The organism is Caulobacter segnis (genome assembly GCF_023935105.1).
Lineage (GTDB): Bacteria > Pseudomonadota > Alphaproteobacteria > Caulobacterales > Caulobacteraceae > Caulobacter > Caulobacter segnis_B.
Genome location: NZ_CP096040.1, coordinates 4824877 through 4845259, shown reverse-complemented (window position 1 = coordinate 4845259; position 20383 = coordinate 4824877). Strand labels below are relative to the sequence as shown.

General features: G+C 66.0%; 16 protein-coding genes. 4 read left to right on the top strand and 12 right to left on the bottom strand.

What is annotated here, in order from left to right:
• The first annotated feature begins 9 nt into the window (after positions 1–9).
• The 3 genes from MZV50_RS22550 (at position 10) to MZV50_RS22540 (ending at position 5733) form a co-directional block, all read left to right on the top strand.
• Complete coding sequence (locus MZV50_RS22550; protein WP_252631571.1) at positions 10–939, top strand: MurR/RpiR family transcriptional regulator; 930 nt, start codon at positions 10–12, stop codon at positions 937–939.
• A gap of 313 nt (positions 940–1252) precedes the next feature.
• Positions 1253–3601, top strand: coding sequence for a TonB-dependent receptor plug domain-containing protein (locus tag MZV50_RS22545; RefSeq protein WP_252631570.1), 2349 nt, complete (start codon positions 1253–1255; stop codon positions 3599–3601).
• A gap of 8 nt (positions 3602–3609) precedes the next feature.
• Positions 3610–5733, top strand: a complete 2124-nt coding sequence (locus MZV50_RS22540; protein ID WP_252631569.1) for an Atxe2 family lasso peptide isopeptidase — start codon at positions 3610–3612, stop codon at positions 5731–5733.
• Here the strand turns inward: MZV50_RS22540 and MZV50_RS22535 are convergent.
• From MZV50_RS22535 to MZV50_RS22480, 12 genes are all read right to left on the bottom strand, one after another.
• Positions 5705–7510 (bottom strand): asparagine synthase-related protein, encoded by a 1806-nt coding sequence (locus MZV50_RS22535; protein WP_252631568.1) that lies wholly within the window; start codon positions 7508–7510, stop codon positions 5705–5707. The two genes, MZV50_RS22540 and MZV50_RS22535, sit on opposite strands and share 29 nt — an antisense overlap.
• Positions 7507–8163 (bottom strand): lasso peptide biosynthesis B2 protein, encoded by a 657-nt coding sequence (locus MZV50_RS22530; protein ID WP_252631567.1) that lies wholly within the window; start codon positions 8161–8163, stop codon positions 7507–7509. Before MZV50_RS22530 ends, MZV50_RS22535 begins: the two co-directional genes overlap by 4 nt.
• Before the next feature lie 8 nt (positions 8164–8171).
• Positions 8172–8366, bottom strand: coding sequence for a hypothetical protein (locus tag MZV50_RS22525; RefSeq protein WP_252631566.1), 195 nt, complete (start codon positions 8364–8366; stop codon positions 8172–8174).
• 465 nt (positions 8367–8831) lie between these two features.
• On the bottom strand, positions 8832–11267 hold the full coding sequence (locus MZV50_RS22520) for an NTP transferase domain-containing protein (RefSeq protein ID WP_252631565.1): 2436 nt from the start codon (positions 11265–11267) through the stop codon (positions 8832–8834).
• A gap of 64 nt (positions 11268–11331) precedes the next feature.
• Positions 11332–11970: a gamma-glutamyl-gamma-aminobutyrate hydrolase family protein gene (locus MZV50_RS22515; RefSeq protein WP_252631564.1), complete on the bottom strand. Its 639-nt coding sequence runs from the start codon at positions 11968–11970 to the stop codon at positions 11332–11334.
• Positions 11964–14399, bottom strand: a complete 2436-nt coding sequence (locus MZV50_RS22510) for a PEP/pyruvate-binding domain-containing protein (RefSeq protein ID WP_252631563.1) — start codon at positions 14397–14399, stop codon at positions 11964–11966. Before MZV50_RS22510 ends, MZV50_RS22515 begins: the two co-directional genes overlap by 7 nt.
• A 4-nt stretch (positions 14400–14403) precedes the next feature.
• Positions 14404–15147: a class I SAM-dependent methyltransferase gene (locus MZV50_RS22505; protein WP_252631562.1), complete on the bottom strand. Its 744-nt coding sequence runs from the start codon at positions 15145–15147 to the stop codon at positions 14404–14406.
• Complete coding sequence (locus tag MZV50_RS22500) at positions 15147–15728, bottom strand: adenylyl-sulfate kinase (RefSeq protein ID WP_252631561.1); 582 nt, start codon at positions 15726–15728, stop codon at positions 15147–15149. The genes MZV50_RS22505 and MZV50_RS22500 overlap by 1 nt, the downstream gene beginning before the upstream one ends.
• Positions 15729–16034: 306 nt before the next feature.
• Positions 16035–17510, bottom strand: coding sequence for an alanine/glycine:cation symporter family protein (locus MZV50_RS22495; protein WP_252631560.1), 1476 nt, complete (start codon positions 17508–17510; stop codon positions 16035–16037).
• Entirely contained in the window at positions 17510–18292 is a 783-nt protein-coding gene (locus MZV50_RS22490) for an HAD-IIA family hydrolase (RefSeq protein WP_252631559.1), read from the bottom strand. Before MZV50_RS22490 ends, MZV50_RS22495 begins: the two co-directional genes overlap by 1 nt.
• Positions 18289–19116, bottom strand: a complete 828-nt coding sequence (locus tag MZV50_RS22485) for a phosphodiesterase (RefSeq protein WP_252631558.1) — start codon at positions 19114–19116, stop codon at positions 18289–18291. The genes MZV50_RS22490 and MZV50_RS22485 overlap by 4 nt, the downstream gene beginning before the upstream one ends.
• Positions 19117–19195: 79 nt before the next feature.
• Complete coding sequence (locus tag MZV50_RS22480) at positions 19196–19594, bottom strand: helix-turn-helix domain-containing protein (RefSeq protein ID WP_252631557.1); 399 nt, start codon at positions 19592–19594, stop codon at positions 19196–19198.
• A gap of 302 nt (positions 19595–19896) precedes the next feature.
• On the opposite strand from MZV50_RS22480, the gene MZV50_RS22475 reads away from it, so the two are divergent.
• Positions 19897–20340 carry a helix-turn-helix domain-containing protein gene (locus MZV50_RS22475; protein ID WP_252631556.1) on the top strand — a complete coding sequence of 148 codons (444 nt, stop codon included), beginning with the start codon at positions 19897–19899 and terminating at the stop codon, positions 20338–20340.
• Positions 20341–20383 lie beyond the last annotated feature (43 nt).

The window sequence follows — 20383 nt, the reverse complement described above, 5'->3', positions numbered from 1 at the left end:
ATTTTCATAATGGCTAAGACTCCTCGGGCGCCGTCGCCGAAGGCTCGCGCCGGCGAGACCGTTCCGCGCAAGTACCGCACCGGCGAGGCCCCGCCGTTCGAGGTGATCCGCACCACCCTCTTGAAGCTTCGCCCCACGCTTGCGCCTGGTCCCCAGCGTATGGCCGACCTCATCCTCGACAATCCGCGCGAGGTCGTGGGCATGTCGGTCAACGAGTTCGCCCAGGCCGCCGGCGTGGCCTACAGCTATGTGGCCAAGTTCCTGACCGAGATCGAAATCTACGGCTTTTCGGCGCTACGTCTGTCGATCGCCCAGTCGGTCGGCAACGGCACCGACATTATCCAGGAGGATCTGGCGCGCGAGGACGACGTCGGCGACATCGCCGACAAGGTGTTCAGCGCCAACGCCCAAGCCCTGGCCGATACGCGCCTGGCGCTGAAGAGCGGGGTGCTGCAGGAGGCCGTCGATCTCTTGGCCGGCGCCGAGTTCATCCAGATCTACGGCATCGGCTCGGCCGCCACGGTCGCCGCCGACGCCCACTATCGACTGCTGCGCATCGGTCTTCTCACCCGCGTGGAGATCGACAGCCACCTAATGGTCGCCTCGGCGGCCCTGACCCGGCCAGGTACGGTGGTGCTGACCGTCTCCCACTCGGGCAGCACTGAGGAAACTCTGACGGCGACTCGCATCGCCAAGGAAGCCGGCGCCAAGGTGGTGGTCATCACCGGCTACAAGCAGTCGCCCTTGGCCAAGTTCGCCGACGTCGTGCTGCTGACGGTGGCGCGCGAAACCAAGTTCCGCACCGAGGCGATGAGCTCGCGCGTGGCCGAACTCTCGGTGATCGACACCCTGGTCGCGGCCCTGGCGCTCTCGCGCCACGACGAGTCCGTTACCGCTCTGCGGGCGTCCTTGGCGGCGATTCAATTGAAGCGCCAATAACAGCTCTCATCTTCTCGTTAAAGTAATCAATAATTACTCACTATCTCTTGGCGAGTTGATGTCGTGCGCCTTGAAATCGTTTGAGGTGAAATCTTATCAACCTGTAGGGGATAAAAGTAAAACTCGCTTAGCGTTAGCAAGCGAATTGGCGTGAGAATTGAGCCTTATCTGTCAAAAAACCACGCAGGTGGGCGACCAAGTGTGGATTTCCACTTGTCGCCGTTATGAAATGTCATAAAGATAGAATATCGGTTTCGTATGAATTTTTCGAAGGCGCGCGGGGGGATCGCGTAGCCGGTTCGGCGAGGGACAGATGAGCAGGGTGATTGGATCGACCTTCAGGAGCCTCCTGAAGGCCTCGGCAGCGTTTGGCTTGTTGGCCGCGTTCGGTTCAGGCGGCGCTCACGCCAGCGAAGCCGACGGCCTCTCAGGGCGAGTGGTCAGGGACGGCGACACCGTGGACGAGGTGGTCGTCACGGGGACAAACATCCGGGGCGCAATGATCGCGCCGACATCGTTGACCACGGTCACGCGGCAGGACTTTGAGCGCAGCGGGTTTCTCGACATTGGCCAGGCGATGCGCAGTCTGCCGGTGAATTTCGCCGGCGGCCTCAATCCCGAGACGAGCCTGACAGCGGGGCCGTCCGATGGCGCGACCAACAATCGTATCGGGGTCGCCAGCCCCAACCTGCGAGGGCTTGGATCCGGCGCGACCCTGACTCTGCTCAACGGAAAGCGCTTGCCGCCGGCTGGTCAGGGTCTTTCGGTCGACCTTTCCCTGATCCCGATCGCCGCCATCGAGCGTGTCGAAGTGCTCGCCGACGGGGCTTCGGCAATCTATGGCGCCGACGCCGTCGCCGGCGTCGTAAACATCATCACCCGCAGGCGCTTTGACGGGATGGAGGCGCGCGCGCAATACGGGGCGGCCGACGGCGGCATGGCGACCTATTCGGCGAGCCTTATGGGCGGTCTGGATCGCGGCCGATTGAGCGCCATAGCCGGCGCGCAATATTTCCAGAGAGAGAAGCTGAGCGCTGAAAAGCGCTACGCTTCTCGTTCGGCACCGCTCCCTTTCACCGTGGTCGGCGAGGTCGAGCGGGCGTCTTATTTCGCCTCGGCGACCTATGAGGTCTCGAAGGATGTCGAACTCTACGCCGACGCTCTGTACACTCAAAGTCTTGGCGAGACCCTCAACACCAACACCTCTCGTACGATCATTACGCAGTTTCAGAAGGCGTCGCAGTACGAGATCTCGGCAGGGGCAAAGGCGTCCTTGGGCCATGGTTGGGACGCAGACGTCTTTGGCTTGGTCGCGCGAAACGTCTCCAAGTATCCGAACCTGAATCAGAACGCGGTCGGAATCGTGCGCTTCGTGCCCAACGACCGTATCGACGACCTGCGTTCGACGGAGGCCCGGTTCGACGGGCCGCTCTTTAGCTTGCCGGGGGGGCAAGTCAAGGCCGCAGTCGGTCTGGCCTACAGGAAGGAAAAGTATTTCTCGCGGGTCTCAAAGATCAACAACAGTCGAGACGTTACGTCGATCTACGGCGAATTGGAGGCGCCGATTGTCGGCGAAGCCAACAAGTTGCCGATGGTCGACAGCCTGCTGCTGTCGGTCGCCGGGCGACGGGATGACTACAGCGACTTTGGCGCGGTTTCGGTGCCCAAGGTCGCAGGCGCGTGGGGCCTGACGCGCGACTTCACGGTGACGAGCTCCTACTCGAAATCCTTCCGCGCGCCTTCCGGGTTCGACCAGGCTTCCGCTTACTCGGCGAGCATCCGAACGATCGTTGATCCGACCTCGCCGAGCGGCTCCACGCGAGGCCTCTATCTTACCGGCACGGGCGCCCCGGTCGGCCCTGAACGGGCGAACAGCTTCAATATCGACGCGACCTATGCGCCGGGCTGGGCTTCAGGCTTGAAGCTGTCTCTGGGCTACTATCGCGTGCGCTACGCCAATCGGATCGCCAACCCGGATCCGGCCAGCGCCTATGCGCGAAACCTGACCGGCGCGCCTGAAGAACTGCTCAACCGGTCGCCGACCCAGGCCGAGCTCATCGCTCTGTTCAACGGCGCGACGAGCGCAACCGCCAGTGGGGGGCTGCCTCTGGATCCGACCCTGGTGCAGACCGTCATCGACATGCGCAATACCAATATCGCTCAGAGCAAGATCAAGGGGTGGCAGGCCTCGGCTGATTATCGCGCCCGCTTGGGCGGGGGGGACATGGATCTGTCGCTAGACGTCGCCTATGTCGACAGCTTCATCGACGTTCTTCGCGCCGGAACCGCGCCAGTGCAGCGGGCCGGCGTTATCTTCTCACCGCCCAAGTTGCGCAGCCGGGCGGGCGCCCAATGGTCGGGCGAGGCGCTGTCGACATCGGTATTCTGGAACCATACGGACGACTACCTCGACAACCGCGTTGCTACGGCGCCCCAGCCGGTGAAGGCGTGGGACACGATCGACGCGAGCGTCACCTACAAGCCCGAGGCCTTGGGCTCGCTCGGCCGCGGCGCCCGGATCGTGCTCAGCGTCACGAACCTGTTCGATGCTGGTCCTCCTCTCGTCGCCCCGTTGAACACAGCCAGCCTGCTCTCGTGGGACACCACCAACGCATCGATCGTCGGCCGCTTCACCAGCATCGAATTGGTGAAGACGTGGTGAGGGGCTTGGTGCGGCCGTTGGGTCTCGCCGGCCTGGCGATGAGTTGGTCGCTCACCACCTTCGCGGCCGAGGCACCCGATTGGGCGGGCGCGGCGTTTGGTCCGGATATTGTTGGCCCCTCGGCGTCGCCCATCGTTTCGACGGATGATCTGGTCAGGATGCGGGACCTGGGCGGCGTCAGTGTCTCGCCAGACGGACGCTGGATCGCTTTTTCGATCTATCAGGGCGTGCCGGAACGCAACGACTACATCTTGCGCTGGTTCGTTCAGGCCGCCGACGGCTCATCGCCCCCGCGGCCCATCGCCCAGGACGGCGGCCAGCCGATTCCGTCCTACGCCTATGGGCTGCCGCAGGCGGCGATTCCCCGGGAGCGGGCCAGGTGGTCGCCGGATAGTCGGAGCATCGCCTTTCGGCGGCTGACCGATCGGCGCATCGAACTTTGGACCGCGGACATTCAAACTCTCCGGACGTCGCGCGTGGCCAGTGGCGAGCCTCAGGTCATGACCTTCGCGTGGCGCGCAGACACGGTGATCTTCAAGACTGGTCTCAATGTTAGCGCCTACCAGAAAAACCTGGAGGCGGAGGCCGAGCACGGCTGGTTGCTGGATAGCCGCATGAAGCTTGGCGCGGCGCGCATCCGGCCCAACCTGCCCGACTGCGGCGGCGAAGCGCTCGATCCAGCCTGCGAAGTTCGGACCTACGCGGCGCGGCGCGACGAGCCCGTTCGCGAGGCGACCGACGAAGAGCGCGCCGCTCTGGCGGAGGCCTCCAGCGAACTTCGCGCCGTTCGCGGCGATGGCGCCGCCGTTGAGTTGAAGAAGGTCGACCCTGCGACGAAGGGCTTTCAGCCGTTGCAGCGGATCGTGACGGACGCGGTGGGTTTTCGCCCCTGCGATGACCCGGTCTGCACCGGTCAGTTCTTCAAGGGCCTGGGCTGGGCGCCGAGCAACGAGATTTGGTTCCTGAAGGGCGAGAGCGGCGTGGGGCGCGCGGATGGCGCGCCAAGGGACGAGACAGCGCTTTATGTCTGGTCGCCGTCAGCGCGGCGCATGCGGCGCGTACTGCGCTCCAGCGACCTGATCCAGGATTGCCAGATCGCGCGCCAGGCGGTGATCTGCTTGCGCGAGACGGCGACGCGGCCCCGACACATCGCGGCGATCGACCTCTCGACCGGCGCGATCAAGGTGCTTGCCGATCCGAATCCGACCCTCGCCGCGAAAGTCTATCCGCGCGTCACGAAGATCGCCCTTAGCGACGCGGCGGGTAATCCTGGCTTCGCCCATGTCGTCTACCCTGCGCAATATGTCGCGGGCCGAAAATACCCGCTCGTCGTCACTCAATACTCCTCGAAGGGATACCTGCGCGGGCAGGTCGGAAACGAGTATCCGATATATCCCCTTTCGGCGGCCGGCTACTTCGTCCTCAGCATCGATTTTCCCGAGCCGTGGGGGGCGCGGCAGACGATGGACATCGTCTCCTATGAACGGTGGCAGTACGAGGATGACCTCCGCTATCGCCGAAACGTGTTCGGTGCGATCGACCGCGCCATCGACGATCTGGTCGGACAAGGTCTGGTCGACGACACGAAGATCGCGATCACTGGCCTGAGCGCCGGCGCCGAGATTGTCCACTACGCGCTGCAACGCTCCAATCGTTTCGCGGCGGCGATCGTCAGCAGCGGCGCGCATGACAGCACCTTCTTCGCAACAATGCCGGAGGGGGCTAGGCGAACCCGACTGATGGAGATTTTCCAGAGCAAGACGCTAACGCCCGCAGCCGACAACGTAATCGCCAAGATTTCCTGGTCAAGGATGCCAGAACGTCTTCACACGCCGCTGCTGATCAATGCGGGGGAGTACGAGTCCCTGTTGGGATTCGAGGGCATCGAGGCTCTCAAGCAAGCCAAGCGGCCGGTCGAGATGCGCGTGTTTCCCGACGAGATGCACATCAAGTATCACCCGAGATCGTATGTCGGTGTCTATGACAACAATCTGATGTGGTTGAACTTCTGGCTTCTCGACAAGGAGGACCCGCGCCCTGAGTTCCGCGCGCAGTACGAGCGTTGGAAGAGCATGCGGCTGCGGCTGCGCGCCGAGCCGGCGACTAGCCGGCAAGACGTTCCGGCGCCGTGACGCGATGATCGGCCTCCATCTGCTGTATCCACATCTCCGTGGTCAGGCAGGTTGTCAGCCGCCAGATGTCGGCGCCAGCCGATAGGACCATGGGCTGGAGAGCCGCTTCCAGGCGCGTCCGATCCACTAGTCCTTCGGCCGCCAATCGGCCCTCGAGCAGCATGGCGCGGATCCACGGCAACTCGCGAAGCATCATTTGCACCCGGTGGCTGGTGTTGGCGCCCTTGTTGCGGCGCTCGCGTATGCTCGCTGGGAGAAGGTCCGCGAAAGCGTCGCGCGCAAGGCCGCGCTGAACGCCGCCCGACGCAAACCAGTAGGTCGGCGTGCGCAGGCTCGCTTCGATCAGCGGCTGGGAGATCAGCGGGTGGACCTCCTGGGCGATGTCGCCTCGACCATAGCGCCAATAGTGCCGTTGCAGTTCGACCAGATTGACGATCTGGCGCAGCTTCTCGGGCGGCATATGGGATCGGGCGTCGACGACCCAGGGATGCGCAAAGCGCTCGTAGTCGCTGAACGAGGCGGCGTCACCCGCCAAGAAGGGGTTCTGTAGCTTGACCAGGTCGGCAAGCTGAGGCGCCGCCCGAAGGCAGTCCTTGATGGCGACGCCGAAAGCGTTCCAGATCGTGTTTTTCGACAGGCGCGCCAGTTCGTGGGCGGTCGCGACGAACTTCGAGTCAAAGCCATTCTGGCGGCGATAGTCGGCGATCGCACGTGTCGAGATGTTGTCAAAGAACAGGTGATCGCCGCCGCTCCCGGTGAAGAACGCCTCCGCCGAGAGCTTTTCGGCGATTGCGCCGCCCAGTTCGTCATAGCCCAGCGACATCAGCCGGACCGTTGGGCGCAGAAGGCGCATCGAGAAGTTCGCGCGGCGGCCCACGGTCTGAGAAGAGACCGTCTGCTCGATAAGGCGGACGCCGTGGAGATCGGCCGCATCCCGGGCGAAGTGTCGTTCGTCGCTTTCGGAGTGATTGGTCACGTAGTTGATGCCGACGACGTTCGGATGTCCGGCGTGGCGTCGGAGCAAGCCCAGGACGATCGCCGAATCCAGGCCTCCGGAGAGGTCGAGGACGATACGGTCGTAGCGCGCCGCCCACGCCGATACGGCCCGCTCGGCGCTGGCGCGGATGGCGCGGCCAGCTTCCTCGCGGGATGAATAGCTGTCCTTGGCGATCTGACCGGGCGACCAGTGGACGATCCGGCGGACCGCTTGGCCGTCGAAAACCAACTCCTCGCCGGGGAGAATTTCGGTCACGTTCGAAATCCCGGTGCGGTCTCCGTGCAGCCACGTGTTGTTCAGGTGGTAGGCAATGTATTGCCAGTCGATCGGATCGCTATTCGGGTTCTGCCCGATCACGTCGCCGTAGTGGGAGAAAACAATATCGTAGTCGCGACGCTTGAGGCGCCAGCACTCGATCCGTCCGCTCGGGTCCCGCAACACCGACACCGCGCCGCTGTCCGGATCAACCCGGAGCGCGACGTAGGCGCCCCAGCGCGCACTGAGCAGTCCGACGGGCGCGCCATCCTTTTCGTCACACACGTCGCTGCGTGCGGCGAAGTCGAGGCCAATGACGCAGGTCATCGCGTTCAGCATGCGATGGTTCAGCCGGCTGGGCGCGCGCGACCAAACCCAGGCCGATGCGCGGCTCGTCCGTAAGGCCCGTTCCCAGCCGGTTCCGAGCCCGAGTTGCGCCCAGATCTCGTCATGGCTTGAGGAGGCCGGAGAGGTCGAAATGATGGAGACATACCGGTGCATCATCGGATGGCCCTCGGTGTTCAAATGACCAAGATCGGGGCGTATTGACGAAGGCTGTCGTCGGACTCGTTCAGCGCGATTTCGTCTTCCTGAGCCCAGCAATGGGCATAGAACGGCTCTAACCGAACGCCGAAGACCAACTGAGCAGAGCGGCCTTGCCGCCAGAACAGAAGGCATAGTGCGACCGCATCGAGGCGACAGATCGGCTTTACCGGAAACCAGGGCCTGGCCAGCGCGAACACGTCGATCAGCTGTTGCGCCGTCAGATCGCCCTCGCGGCGCGCGGCGCGCGTCTTCTCGCGCTCAAGCCAGCGAATGATCTTGTGGAAGGGCAGAGACGACAAGGCGGCCTGGGCCTCCGTCAGCGCCCACAGCGCCGACGGGACGCCGGTCCAGCGCGTACGTTCGGCGCGTTCAGGGACGGCCAGCGCCGGCCACAGTGTCGTACGGGGCTGGGCGGCGCGCTCGGGGGCGGCTAAGGCCTGGCCTTGATCGGTGAGAATGCCTCGGGCGACGAGACGGTCGCGAGCATGGTCGAGCGCTTTGTCGCCGATCGGGGTGTCGCCCGGTTCGAGAAGATGCAGAGCCGCCTTTGTCAGGTCGGCGCCAAGGCCGATGTAGCGGTCGTTCTGGACATCCAGAACGACCGATTGGCCACCGACCGCGGCCAGATGCACGTTTCGAGCTAGATGCACGGGTTTGGCTCCCGACGATCTCGATTGGCCGGCTGGTCGTCCAGGCTGTCGGGCATGCCCATCTGCATCTCGGAGAGCGGGCCGCCCACGCCGCGGATGAGATCCAGGGCGCGACCGAAGTCATGGATCTGGTCGTCGAAGGTGGTGGCGCAAGAGACGGGCCTGGTTTGTCGCAGTATCGTCAAAGCGTCCTCCTACGGCGCCCGTGAGCCGCGCTGCCCATCACCGGGCGTGGCGCGTCAAGCGCATCATTCTCTAGTCTCGGCGCCCCCGCCCGAGAGCGATGCGCCGCGAAGGCGCATCGCTGCCGGACGCGAAGGCTTATTCGCGTTCCAGGTCGACTTCGCCGATGTCGCCGTTCGAGCCCTCGGTCTTTTCCGAGGCGGCGCCGAGATCCAGCAGTTCGGCGGCTTCCAGTTCGTTCAGGTCTTGAATGGTCATCGGAGTCTCTCCAGCCGATGATTTAAGATGCGCCAAATGGCGATGGGTGAATGCTGATCTCGAATTATGAATATATCAACCTAAAATTACTGTATATTTTGGAATATATTCTAACTTGAATTCAAGTAATGTTGACCGGCAGGGTGAAATTTTAATTTCGCCCCGAGGGATTAAGATTTCAACTTATTGAGGCTGTGCTGGATGGGTCGCTATGGTGGACGAATGGGGGCGGCGCACAGCGTCAGAGGTGTGGTCGCCGCGGAGGGGCGCATGATCCGTCGGATCATGAGCCCGCGAATGGACAGATAAGTGTGGAGCCTGGCGAGCGGCCAGCCCAGGCCTAAGGCCGCGGCCCAAAACAGACTCTGTCGAACCGATCTCGGAACGACCAGTTCATCAAGGAAGCCGGCGCCTAGCCGATCTGCCTCTACGCGTTGATCAGGCCTCGTGTCCGACAGGGCGCGCGTGCGCCAACCTGTCGAGGACGCCGAAATCAACAATACAGCCCGGACCGTCCCTGATTTGTCCGCGTCGCTCAACCTGCGCCGAACCCCGATCGCCCCGGCGTTCAATTCCAGGAGCCGCGCGCGATAGCGCTCACGCTCTAAGGCCTGCTTCAGCTGGTTGACGAAGGCCTTGGGCAGGATCGGAGCGATCGTGAGCAGTGAAGTCAGGCAACGAACCTCACTTCGTCGCGCCTGGTGTTCCTGACGCCACCGACCGATCGCCACCGCCAGCTTTTCCTCGACCGGTCGCGTCGTTTCTTGGCGCGCGGCTGGATAGGCGGCGGCGATGTTGGGCGCCGCGTCAAGCAGCGCACGCACTTTCGACCGATCCACAGGCCCTAGGCGGGGGGCGTTGCGGTCCAGCGCCTGACCGCCGATCCGGCTGTCTGAGCCGCTCTCGGGCCGGTTCCACCACAGCTTACCATCATAGGTGCTGATCAGGAGCTGGGAGGCTTGCTGCAAGTTTAGCCAGGCGCACAGGCTGGCCAGGACGCCCGCGCCGTCGCCATGTAGGTCCTCTAGCCGCAGAAGTCTGGCCTGCCCGTTGGCGGCGAGATAGGGAAAATAGGCCTCGCTCTCGAAGCTTGTGTGGGGCGGTCCGTAACGTCGAGATCGACGATCAAAGAGCGACGCAAGCACGCTTTCCAAGGCATCGGCCCGGACGTCCAGGCCGTTGAAGCACAGATGCTCGATCGACGAAGCGACGTTCGCGGTCGGCTCCCGAATGGTGTGAATGAAGCGCGCGTGGGGAAAGTCCTCGAGCAAGGCGGCGGCGACCGAGCGTGGCTCGCCATGCACGGGAAACATGATCTGCAGATCGCCCGGCGCCAATGACTGACCCCGGGCCAGGGCATAGGCCAGATGCCCGGCTTCGAAGAGGCTGCGCCGGGTGATCGAACGCCCTGTGGCGAAGGCGGCCCGCAGATAGCCCTCCAGGGTTTGCCGAGACACGCCGGCAAGCGCGTTTCGATGCGGACCGAGACGGTGCAGACCGGCGGTCGCGTCCACCAGTCCTGGGTCCCACCATTGTCGAAAGATCTTCAGGAAAGCATCGATCTTCTGACCGTCGGGAACGCGCGCGATGCTGCGCGCCCAAGCTAGATAGTAGCGGCGCGAATAGAAGTTGGGCGTCGACAAGACCTGGGGATGGTCATCCAACAGGCTCTGCAGAAAGGTCGAGCCTGACCGGCCCCAGTTCTGCACTGCGAAGACGTCGACAATCCGGTGCTCGCCCACCTGCGCGTAGGCTTCAGGGGACGGGCTGTGGTCATCTCGCAGCGCTGGATCATCGGCGCGGCTAGTAATTTCGCTTTCGTCGACCAGTTCGGATTCGTCGGTGCTGGACTGGACGCAGGCGGCTGCAGCTTGGCCAGCATAGACCAGACGAGGCGCGACGCTTGGAAGATCATCGCGCTCGACCATCTTCCGAGCGACCGCCAGATCCTTGGCCCTGTCTACTTCCATCCACGGCAGAAGGTTGGCGGCCGTGTCAATGCGCGCGCCTTCGGCGATCAGCGTCGAAAGCAGACGGGTGAAGTCGAGGCGCTGGCGCTCCGGCGCGGGCGCGGCGCGGTAGCGCTCGGCAAGCTTCGTCAGGCCTTCGGGCGTCAGCAGCATCAGCCCCATGAACTGGCCGTCGAGCTCTTCGATATCGGTGGGCTTGCCGCCGATCTCGGTGAGTACTTGGCCCGGGCCCAGCTTGAAGGTTTCGCTGTCCTTCAGCCAATTGCCGAACCGCTCTTTCCAGAGCCAGCGATGGTCGGCGTCATAGCCCACGACGATGTCGCCGGGGCGCTCGAGCAGGGCCAGAGCCGCGCAGGGGTGATAGAGGATGTCGCCATAGGAGACGACCGCCGGCTCGTCGCCGATCCAGTCCGCGGCCCGCAGCAGGGTCTCGACCTGGGTGCCTTTGTCCCAGTCGGGATTGTGGATGTAGCTGACGCCGCGGGCGGCTAGGGCCTGAGCGCCATGCCCCGTGACCACGGCGATCTCCTCGACGCCGGCCGCTTGCAGGGCGGCGATCTGCCAGTCGATCAGGGCGTGATCCCCAACCACAAGGGCGGCCTTGGGCCGGTCCTTGGTCAGCTTGCCCATGCGCCGGCCGCGGCCGGCCGCCAGGATCACCGCCTTCTTGACCACGCGCCGAGCCGCCAGCGGTCCCAGCAGGGGGCTGGTCTCGGCGCGGGGGGCGTGAATGGCGCGTTCATGGCGCGGCCTCGCGCGGCGCCCCGCGCGGACCGAAGAACATCTGGCGAAACAGCGCCACGTCCCCGGGGTCGAACGGATCGAGGCGCTCGGGATGCCACATCAGCCCCACCAGCGGCTCGCGGGCATGGCGCACGGCCTTGACCACGCCATCCTGGGCCAGGGCCCAGACGGTGAGGTCGGGCGCGGTTTGGCGCGCGCCCCAGGTGTGGAAGGCGTTGGCGACGCGCGGCTGATCGCCGACCGTGATGGTCTGACGCGGGGCGACGTGCCCCTCGACCGGCGCCAGGGCCACGCCGAACGCGCGCTGCAGCACCTGCATGCCGCGGCAAACGCCGATCACCGGCAGGCCAAGGCTGCGGGCGGCGGCCAGCAGGGCGGTTTCGGTGACGTCGCGTTCGGGCGCGTCGCCGCCGTGGTCGAAGAGGTCGTTGCCGCCGGTCAAAATGAGACCCTGAACCGGCAAGTCGTCGAATAGGGTCAGAGCCGTCGGCGCGTGATTGGGCATCAGCACCGGTGAGAGGCCTGCAGCCGCCAGGAAGCGGACCCACGTCTGGTCGAGGGCGTCGCGCCGCTCTGGCGGGCCGTGAGGTCGGGTGACGACATCGACGCGCTGGCTGACGGCGACCTTCAGCATGACGCGCCCATCGGCAGGATTTCGACGCGGCGGCCCGCGCAGTCGATGCGCAAGCCGCCGGCCTGCGCCCATTCGGAGAAGAGATGCTCCCCCGCGCCGATGACGGCGGGAAGATCAAGCTCGGCCGAGCGAATGGCCATGTGCGAATTGGCCCCGCCATAGGCGGTGATCAGCCCGGCGATCCGGCGGCTGAAGATCCAGTCGTATCCCGGATCGGCGTTGGGGATCAACACGATGGCGTCGGTCAGGTCCGTTTCGTCTAGCTCGCGCACCACGCGGCCTTGCGCGGCGCGGGCGGTGACGAAGTTGGGGGTGGCCATCGGCAGGTGAAAATTCCACACGTCCTGCGGGGCCACGATCAGCGGCGGCAGGCAGGTGGCCTGGGTCACCTGATGACGCTCGCGCCCTTGACGGATGGTCTCGGAGAACAAGGTCAGCGGATCGCGGGCCGAGCCGTGTGCGACCCGGATCGCGCCGATGTCGGCGAACGACAGGGCCTCGCGGTCGAGGCCGACGCTCTCTCCCCACTCGCCCAAGGCCACCAACGCATCGGAGAGGTTGCGAGTGAACAGGAACTTGGCGTGCTCGCGCTCGCGCACGCCTTCGGCCAGGAAGTCGAAGAAGGCGCCCGCGCTAAGCTCGAACCCATGCGCGGCCAAAAGAGGGGCGGCGGCGGCTTCCAGGCGGACGCGGGCCCGGGTGTGGCGCTCGTCGATCGAGGTGTCGGCGGCGAAGCTGCGGGCCTCCAGGGGGATATCGTCCGATTGCGGATTAATATCGGGACGGCGCGTCCAAACCTTGCCGAAGTAGAAGTCCGGGGTCTCGTCGTAGCGGGGCGAGAGGATGTCGTAGGCGCCGGGGCGCAGGTGCCCGTAGCGCTCGAGGAAGTCGTTCCTGGAGAGCCGCGCCAGATCGCGCTGCATTTCGCTGGCGACCGTCGACACGCTCATCATGAACGCCTGGCGATCCTCGTCGCTGATCGCCCCGACGCTGACCAGCGAGTTGAGCAGTTGGACGGCGATGAACCCCACCCGCGCCAGGCCCGCGAACGGACGGGTGCCAAACCGTCGGCAATCCTCGAGCAGCCAGTAGGCGCGGACCAGCGGCGAGGGTTCGGCCGCCAGCTGACGGCGGCGCGCTTGCAGCCGCTCCAGACTGCCGCGATCGAGCAGGCGCGGGCTGGTCCGTGGATCCATCACCTGCCGGGTCAAGGTGTGAAGCGCGCGGCCGAGGCGTTCGATCTCGCCGGCCGCGAACCCGGCCTGGGCCAGCTGGGCGAGCTTGGCGTCGGTGTCGAAGGCGTAGCACGACAGCACGATCTCGAACTCGATCTTGTCGTGCAGGTTCGGCGCGGCCAGCAACCGCGCCATGTAGTGGTCGACCAGCCGTTCGGCCGCGTCATCGTCGAGCGCGGCGGGGACGAAGCTCTCGAACGAGGCGCGCACGTCGATGAACGGGATGCCCAGAAGGTCGATCAGCAGCGGTGTGCCGCGTAGGTCGCGGTAGCCATAGGCGTTGCGCTGACGGGCCCAGACGTCGTCGGTGACCAGATCGCGATAGAGCGACAGGGCCAGGGGGCGGGGGCGCACGCCGATCATCTCGGCTGGGTTCCAGTCGGGCATGACGCCGAGCGCCGAGCGATGACCGCGCGCCATCGACCGCTCGCCCAAGAGGGCGCCGATCTTGTCCTCGGCCAGCTTCAGGTCTCGGCAGTGGCGGTCGCGCGGCAGAGCGGTGGGCGGAGAGTTGACCAGAGGGCGCGCCTGCAGCAGCACCGGCTCGTGCTGGCCGGCGACGAAGGCGAACTCGATGTCGATCCGCGTCAGGCCGGTGAGATCCTCGATCTCGCGCAGCAATCGCACGATCGCGCCGCATCGCCCCGCCGGTTCGGTGAGCGCCCCACGGAAGTGGTAGCAGACCTCGGTGTCGTTGGAGCGGCCGGCCGTCACGGCGCTGGTGTCGGGGCTGAGGCTGGTGTTGACCACGATGTAGGGACGCCCCGACCCGACCTCGCGGCTGGTGGCCACGCCGCTGGCCACGACGTCCTGCAGCATGGGCTGGATGAGGACCTTCTGATCGTCGGCGATAGGCGCGGCGTAGGAGGCGAAGACCGTGTCGATCGCCACGGCCAGGGCGTCTTCACCCACCACGTCCGGAACGCTGACATAGTGTCCGGCCAGCGACCAGGTCGCGCCGTCCTCGCCCGCCGCGCTCGACCGCACGATCAGCGCCGGGCGCTCTTGCCCTGTTGCGCCTGGCCGTGTCCGCGCCCAGGAGCGGGCTAGGATCGCGGCCAGGGCGTGCTCGGGGGCGGCCCGCCAGTCGCCGTGCGCCAGGGTGACCTGCGGCAGGACTCGCGCGGTCCGCAGCTGTCCCTCGAGCTCGGCCAGAGTAGAGGCCTTGTCGCGGAAGAAGGCTGGCGCGTTCATGGTGTCAGGCCTTCCGCACCGTCCAGGCGCGCGTGCGGTAGCGCACCTCGATCTCGCCAAGGCCTTCCAGGCGCTGTTCGATCGCCGCCAGAATCTTCGCCCAGGCTTGTGGTCCCGCCTGGGCCTGGATGTCGTTCACCGAGCGCCAGGCCCCCAGGTGCCGCTCGACGCTCATCGGCTCGACATGCGGCGCTTCGAGAAAGACGAGATCGGTGAAGAGGCCCGAGCCGAGCAGTATGTCCTCCAGGCCCTCGGTATAGGCCGGCGCTCCGGAGGAGCGGCGCTTGAGGCCGGGCGCGATCGTCGCGATGTCGCGCTCGATGTCGGCCTGCAGCGTGTCGCGCGCCAGATCGCGGGGGTTCCACAGCAGGGTCAGGCGACCCGAGGGCCTCAGGATGCGGTGAAACTCAGCCAGCGCCCGAGGGGCGTCCGCCCAGTGAAAGGCCGAGGCCATGGTCACCCAGTCGACGCTCGCCTCGGCCAGGCTCGTCTCCTCGGCCGAGCCCGCGCGCCAGGCAAAGCGCTCGAGGTTTAGCGCCTGGCCTTCGGCGCGCATGGCCGCGTTGGGCTCGACCGCATGGCCATGGCGCCCGCGCGCGGCCAGCATCTGGGTTAGCTTGCCGGTGCCGGCTCCGATATCGGCGACCTCATCGCCCGTCAGGGCGACGAGGGCGTCAATCAGCGGCGCCGAATAGGCGGGGCGATGGACATAGGCCCGGGCCAGTTGGGTGAAATCGCCTTGCTGCATCACGCCGCCTCCTTGCGCCCGTCGAGAAAGGCGATCAGCGCCTGGGCGACGTCGCCAGGGGTTTTGTCACCGTCATCGGTGATGACGAGGTCAGGCGCCTGCGGTTCCTCGAAGCTCTGGTCGACGCCGACCACGTTGCGGATGTGGCCGGCGCGCGCCCGGGCGTAGAGCCCCTTGGGGTGGCGCTGGGCCAGCACCGGGATCGGCACGCGCAGATAGATCTCGACATAGCGGGGGATGTTGATGCGGTTCCAGCCGCGCACGGTCTCGAACATCGAGACCGTGGCGCAGACGACGTCGAAGCCCTGGGTCGAGAACTCCAGGCAGAAGTTGGCGTAGGTCTGGGCCAGGGCCATCCGGTCGGCGCGGCCGTATCGCTCCGCCGAGCCCAAGAGGGCGCGCATGCGATCGCCGTCGAGCCGCACGACGTGGCGACCGCGCGCCTCCAGGTGCTGGGCCAGCGCCGCGGCCAGGGTGGTCTTGCCCGCGCCGGGCAGGCCGGTGACCCAGTAGGCGACGCCGGGGTCGCAGGCGCGAAAATCGGGGGCGCGAAGAGACGCGTGGACGCCGTGATGCGACATTGAAAACCGCCAGGACAAGGCGGGGCGACGGACCGTCGCGCCCGATGTCGAGCAGGAAGCGCCGCCACGATCGGCGTGTAAAATGATATAATGTCAGATATTGCCTAGAATATATTATTTTATACATTCTGGCTGCTTGTCGAGAAGTCGACAGGGGCGTGCGCGCGTCTCCGCGAGTGTTTGTAAATGGCTTGGATTTGTCTGAAGTTGGATTTGAGGTCGCGCCCATAGCGACCCGCCCCAGCAAGTGCGGGTATTTTTATATATACATCCTATGCGAGCTTTTCATCAAAGCGTCAAGATCGGTCATGGATGCTCGGGCGCGGGGTCTCGTCGGGACGAAAGCGGGGTGAGCGCGGCGGTGACCTGCTGGCCTGACAGGCGACGATAGTAGTCGGCGAGGTCACGCCGCAGATCGCCGGCCAGGAGGCAAAGCGCGATGGTGTTGGGCGCCGCCATGGCGAAGACCATGGCGTCGAGAAACCGGATCGCCTCACCGGCGGTAAGGACCGGCGCGAGCGTCACGGCGCCGAGAAAAACCAGGCGAAAGCCGGCCCGGCGGCGTGGGCCTTCGCCAAACAGCCAGCCAAAGGCCCGCTCGCCATAGTAGGCCCAGCCGATCACCGTCTTGTAGGCCAGGAGCGCCACCAGGATCGCCAGCACGGGCGCGAACCAGGGCAGCACGCGCTCGAAGGCGGCCGAGGCGATCTCCACCCCGCCGACCGCGCCGACCGTGAGCGGGGCGCCGGCGGCCAGAATGACCAGGGCGGTCAGATTGCAGACCACCACAACCGTGACGAAGGGCTCCAGCAGGGCCACCAGGCCTTCGGAGACCGGCTCGTCGGTCTTGGCCGCGGCATGGGCGATCGCCGCCGAGCCGAGGCCGGATTCGCCGGCATAGACCGCCCGCTGAACACCGACCACGAGCGCCCCCAACGCGCCGCCGGCCGCGGCGTGGAGATCGAACGCGCCGCGCAAAGCTGAGGCCAGCACCCCGGGCAGGGCCGGCGCCCGCGCCACCAGGATGATCGCCGCGGCGACGAAATAGGCCAGCACCAAGCCCGGGACGAGCCGGGTGCACAGCCGCGCGATGCTCTTGACGCCGCCTATGATGACCAGGCCCACGAGCACAGCGAAGACGAGGCCAAAGAGCAGCGGGCTGGCAAAGCCGGTCACCGCCTTGATCTGCACGAAGGCCTGGTTGACCTGGAACACCGAGGTCGCCGCCAGCATGGTCGCCACGCAGAAGAACGCGGCGATCGCCTGGCCGACTGGCCGTGCGCCGATCTTGGCGAAGGCGATCGGCAGATAGTGCATGGGGCCGCCGTTGACGACGCCGTCCGCGCCGATCTTGCGATACTTCACCGCTAGGGCGCATTCGGCGAACTTCAGCGCCATGCCCAGAAAGCCCGTGATGGTCATCCAGACCATCGCGCCAGCCCCGCCGATGCTGATGGCCAGGGCCACACCCGCCACGCTGCCCACGCCCAGCGTGCCGGCCAAGGCCGCGCTCAAGGCGCCAAACTGACTGACCTCGCCGCGATCGCCCGGCTTGGCGAAGTCGCCGCGCGCCAAGCGGACGGCCTGAGGCAGACCCCGGATATTGATCAGGCCGAAGTAGAGGCTCATCACCACAGACACGGCGACCAGCCAGATGACCACCACCGGCAGCTTGAAGCCGCCGATCGGTGCGGCGGCGAAGACCACGGCGTTGGCGAGGTCGGCCGCCGGGCCGAGCACCCGGTTAAGCGCCGCCTCGAGGCCGGCGAGGGAGAGGGTCATCATACGGTTCCAGATCGAATGGGGGGATCAAGAAGGCGCGCGGCCAAGCCGGCCATGTCGACCGCGCCGCCCGGCTCGATCTGGATGAACGGCACGCCCACGGCGCGGGCGCCCAGGCCGTCGGTGGTCGGGTTGTCGCCCAGCATGACGGCCTCATGCGGCGCGACCCCGGCGCGGGCGAGCGCGGTTTCAAAGAGGAAGGGACCCGGCTTGCCGATGACCTCGATATCGACCGGGGCGCCGTCCAGGCAGGCGGCGATGGCCGCCTGCAAGGCCCCGGTCTCGGGCACCACCGCCCCGTCGACGCCGGGATGGGTGAGGTCCGGATTGGCCACCACCAGTTTGCCGCAGCGCCGCAGGGCGTTGGCCGCGGCCTCGAGCTTGTCGAAGGTGAAGCTGGTGTCGCGCAGCAGGACCACCGTCCTGGGCTCACCGCTCAGGCCGATGCCCATCGCCGCGGCGAAGGCGGTCATGGCCGGCGAGGCGACCAGATGGATGCTCTGTCCCATCGCCGTGATCGCCTGGCGACAAAGTGTCTGATGACCCGCCAGGAAGACGCGGTCGATGTCGAATCGAACATGCTGGTCGGCCAGCAACCGCACCAGGTCGCGCGGCTGGCTGGTGGAGTTGTTGGACAGGATAAAGGCCCGCGCGCCGAGCGCCTGAAGCAGTTCCCGCGCGCCGGGCAGCAGGCGTCCGCCGTTGGAAAGGCACCCGTCCCAGTCAAAGAGCACCGCCCTGGACCTGGCCAGCCGCGCGGCGCCGTCGCCAAGATCCATCATCGGTGGGGCTCGGCGCCGGGCGGCGAGAACGTCGTCTGCAGGCCATCGAAACTGACCGTGTGGGTAAGGAGCTGGCCGCCTGTCCAGCGATGCAGCTGAAAGCCGGGCGGCTCCAGCGACAGGACAGGGCGCCGGGCCGTGAGATCGAACGCCACCTGATGCGCGGTCGAAGGACAGCTCGAAGCGGGAATCTGCGCGAACCGGGTGTGGATCGCGCGATGGATGTGGCCGCTGATCACGCCGATGATCTGGCTTCCGCGCCCGGCCAGGGCCTGTTCAAGTCCGCCCGTCCAATCCAGCGTGTCGGGGTCCATCCACGGCACGCCGGTCAAAAACGGCGGATGGTGGGTGACGATCAGCGTCGGCCGGTCGTCTTGGGCGAGCGCGGTCTCAAGCCAAGATGCCCGCGCGGCGCAAAAGCTCGCCGCGTCCGAGCCTTCCGTGACCGTGTCGAGCACTACGATGCGCAAGGCCGGAAAGTCGACGGCGTATTGCGCGAAGGGTTCGGGCCCGAACGACAGGCCAAGGTCAGCGAAAGCGGCCTTGAACGGGCCGCGCGCGTCGTGATTGCCCAGGCACGGCAGAAGCGGGATTTCCAGCGCCGCCAGGATGGATCGCAGGGCGGCGTATTCGTCGGCGCGTCCGGCCTGGACGAGGTCTCCGGTGGCGATGACAAGGTCCGGCCGCGGCGTCAGGCCGTTGAGAACCGCGACCGCGCGACCAAGCATGGCCTGGGTGTCGACGCGGCCATAGGCGCGCTCGCCGTCGGCGACGCAATGAAAGTCCGAGATCTGAACAATATCCATCGACGCCGCCCAAGCCACGACGATCGATATAAAATAGTCTAATAGATTTGTCTATTTTTCGTATGTGTTTTTATATGAATGGCGAAGCGTTCAAGCGTCAGGGTTGTTCGTCGGCGATCGCCTGCACCAGCTGCAGCAGCCGTCGGCGGGTCGATCGCACCTGGATGCGGTTGATGGCCGAGACCAGGGCCGGCGCGTCGTCGGCGCGTAGAAAGTCAGCGAGCCCATCTTCGACGTCCGCGGACATCTGGCCCCCGTTCTGTAGGCCATCATAGAAATAGTTCACTGGCGCGTTGAGGGCTCGCGCCAGCTGAAGGAGCTTGGAGGCTGAGACGCGGTTGAGGCCGCGCTCGTATTTCTGAATCTGTTGAGGTGTGACGCTAGCCTTTTCGGCCAGCTGATCGAGGGTCAGGCCCTGCATGCGGCGGCGGATGCGAAGCCGGAGCGCCACGTGGGCGGTGATCCGCGCCTCGGGATCAAGATTGTCGTTGCTCAAGGATCCGCCCTCGTCGCGTCGCCTTCGCGGCTTTGAACGCCGCGGCCCTGTCGTCGCATGGCCGCGCGCCGGACGCCAGGGGCGGGCCTGAACGCCGCGCGCCAGGGCCAGCCAACCGTCTCGGCGCGGCAGCCGGCGCCTGATCGCAGGGCGCTTTTCGCGGAAAAGTGGCGAGATTCTCGTAGCAGGGGATCTGGGCAACCTTGAGAGCGTTGCGTCGGCCGGATGGGCCGCCCAACTTGTGACGATGGAAGAGGGCGCGCGCGGGGACGCTGGCGTAACGAGGGGCGGCGGAGCAGCGCATGCTGGATGTGAAGGATAAGGCGCACGTCGATGGCGACGACGGCGCCAGCCCGAGCGCGCGATCCGATCAGGACGCCGTGCGCGCTCATTTGGCCGGTCGTCTGCGGGTCCTGCGCCATCGCGCCGGGCTGAGCCAAGCGCGCTTGGCCAAGAGCATCGGCGTCACGCCCTCGCAGATCCATTTCTACGAACACGGTCAGAACGCCATTGGCGCAGCCACGCTTTTTATCCTGGCCAGGGCGCTTGGGTGCGGGATCGCGGATTTCTACGCCGGGCTCGATCCGATGGTGGACGACGGCGCGCCCTCGGCCCGGAGCCTGGACGCCGGACTTGATCAGGGCGCGACCAGTTTGGTTGTGGCCTACTTGTCGCTTTCGCCGGAGGTTCAGGCTGGCGTGTTGGGGCTGGTCGACAACTTGGCGCGGCTGTCGGAGCGTCGGTGACGCTGCGTCGCTTCCGCGCCAAAAGAGAAGCTCTGGCGCTTGA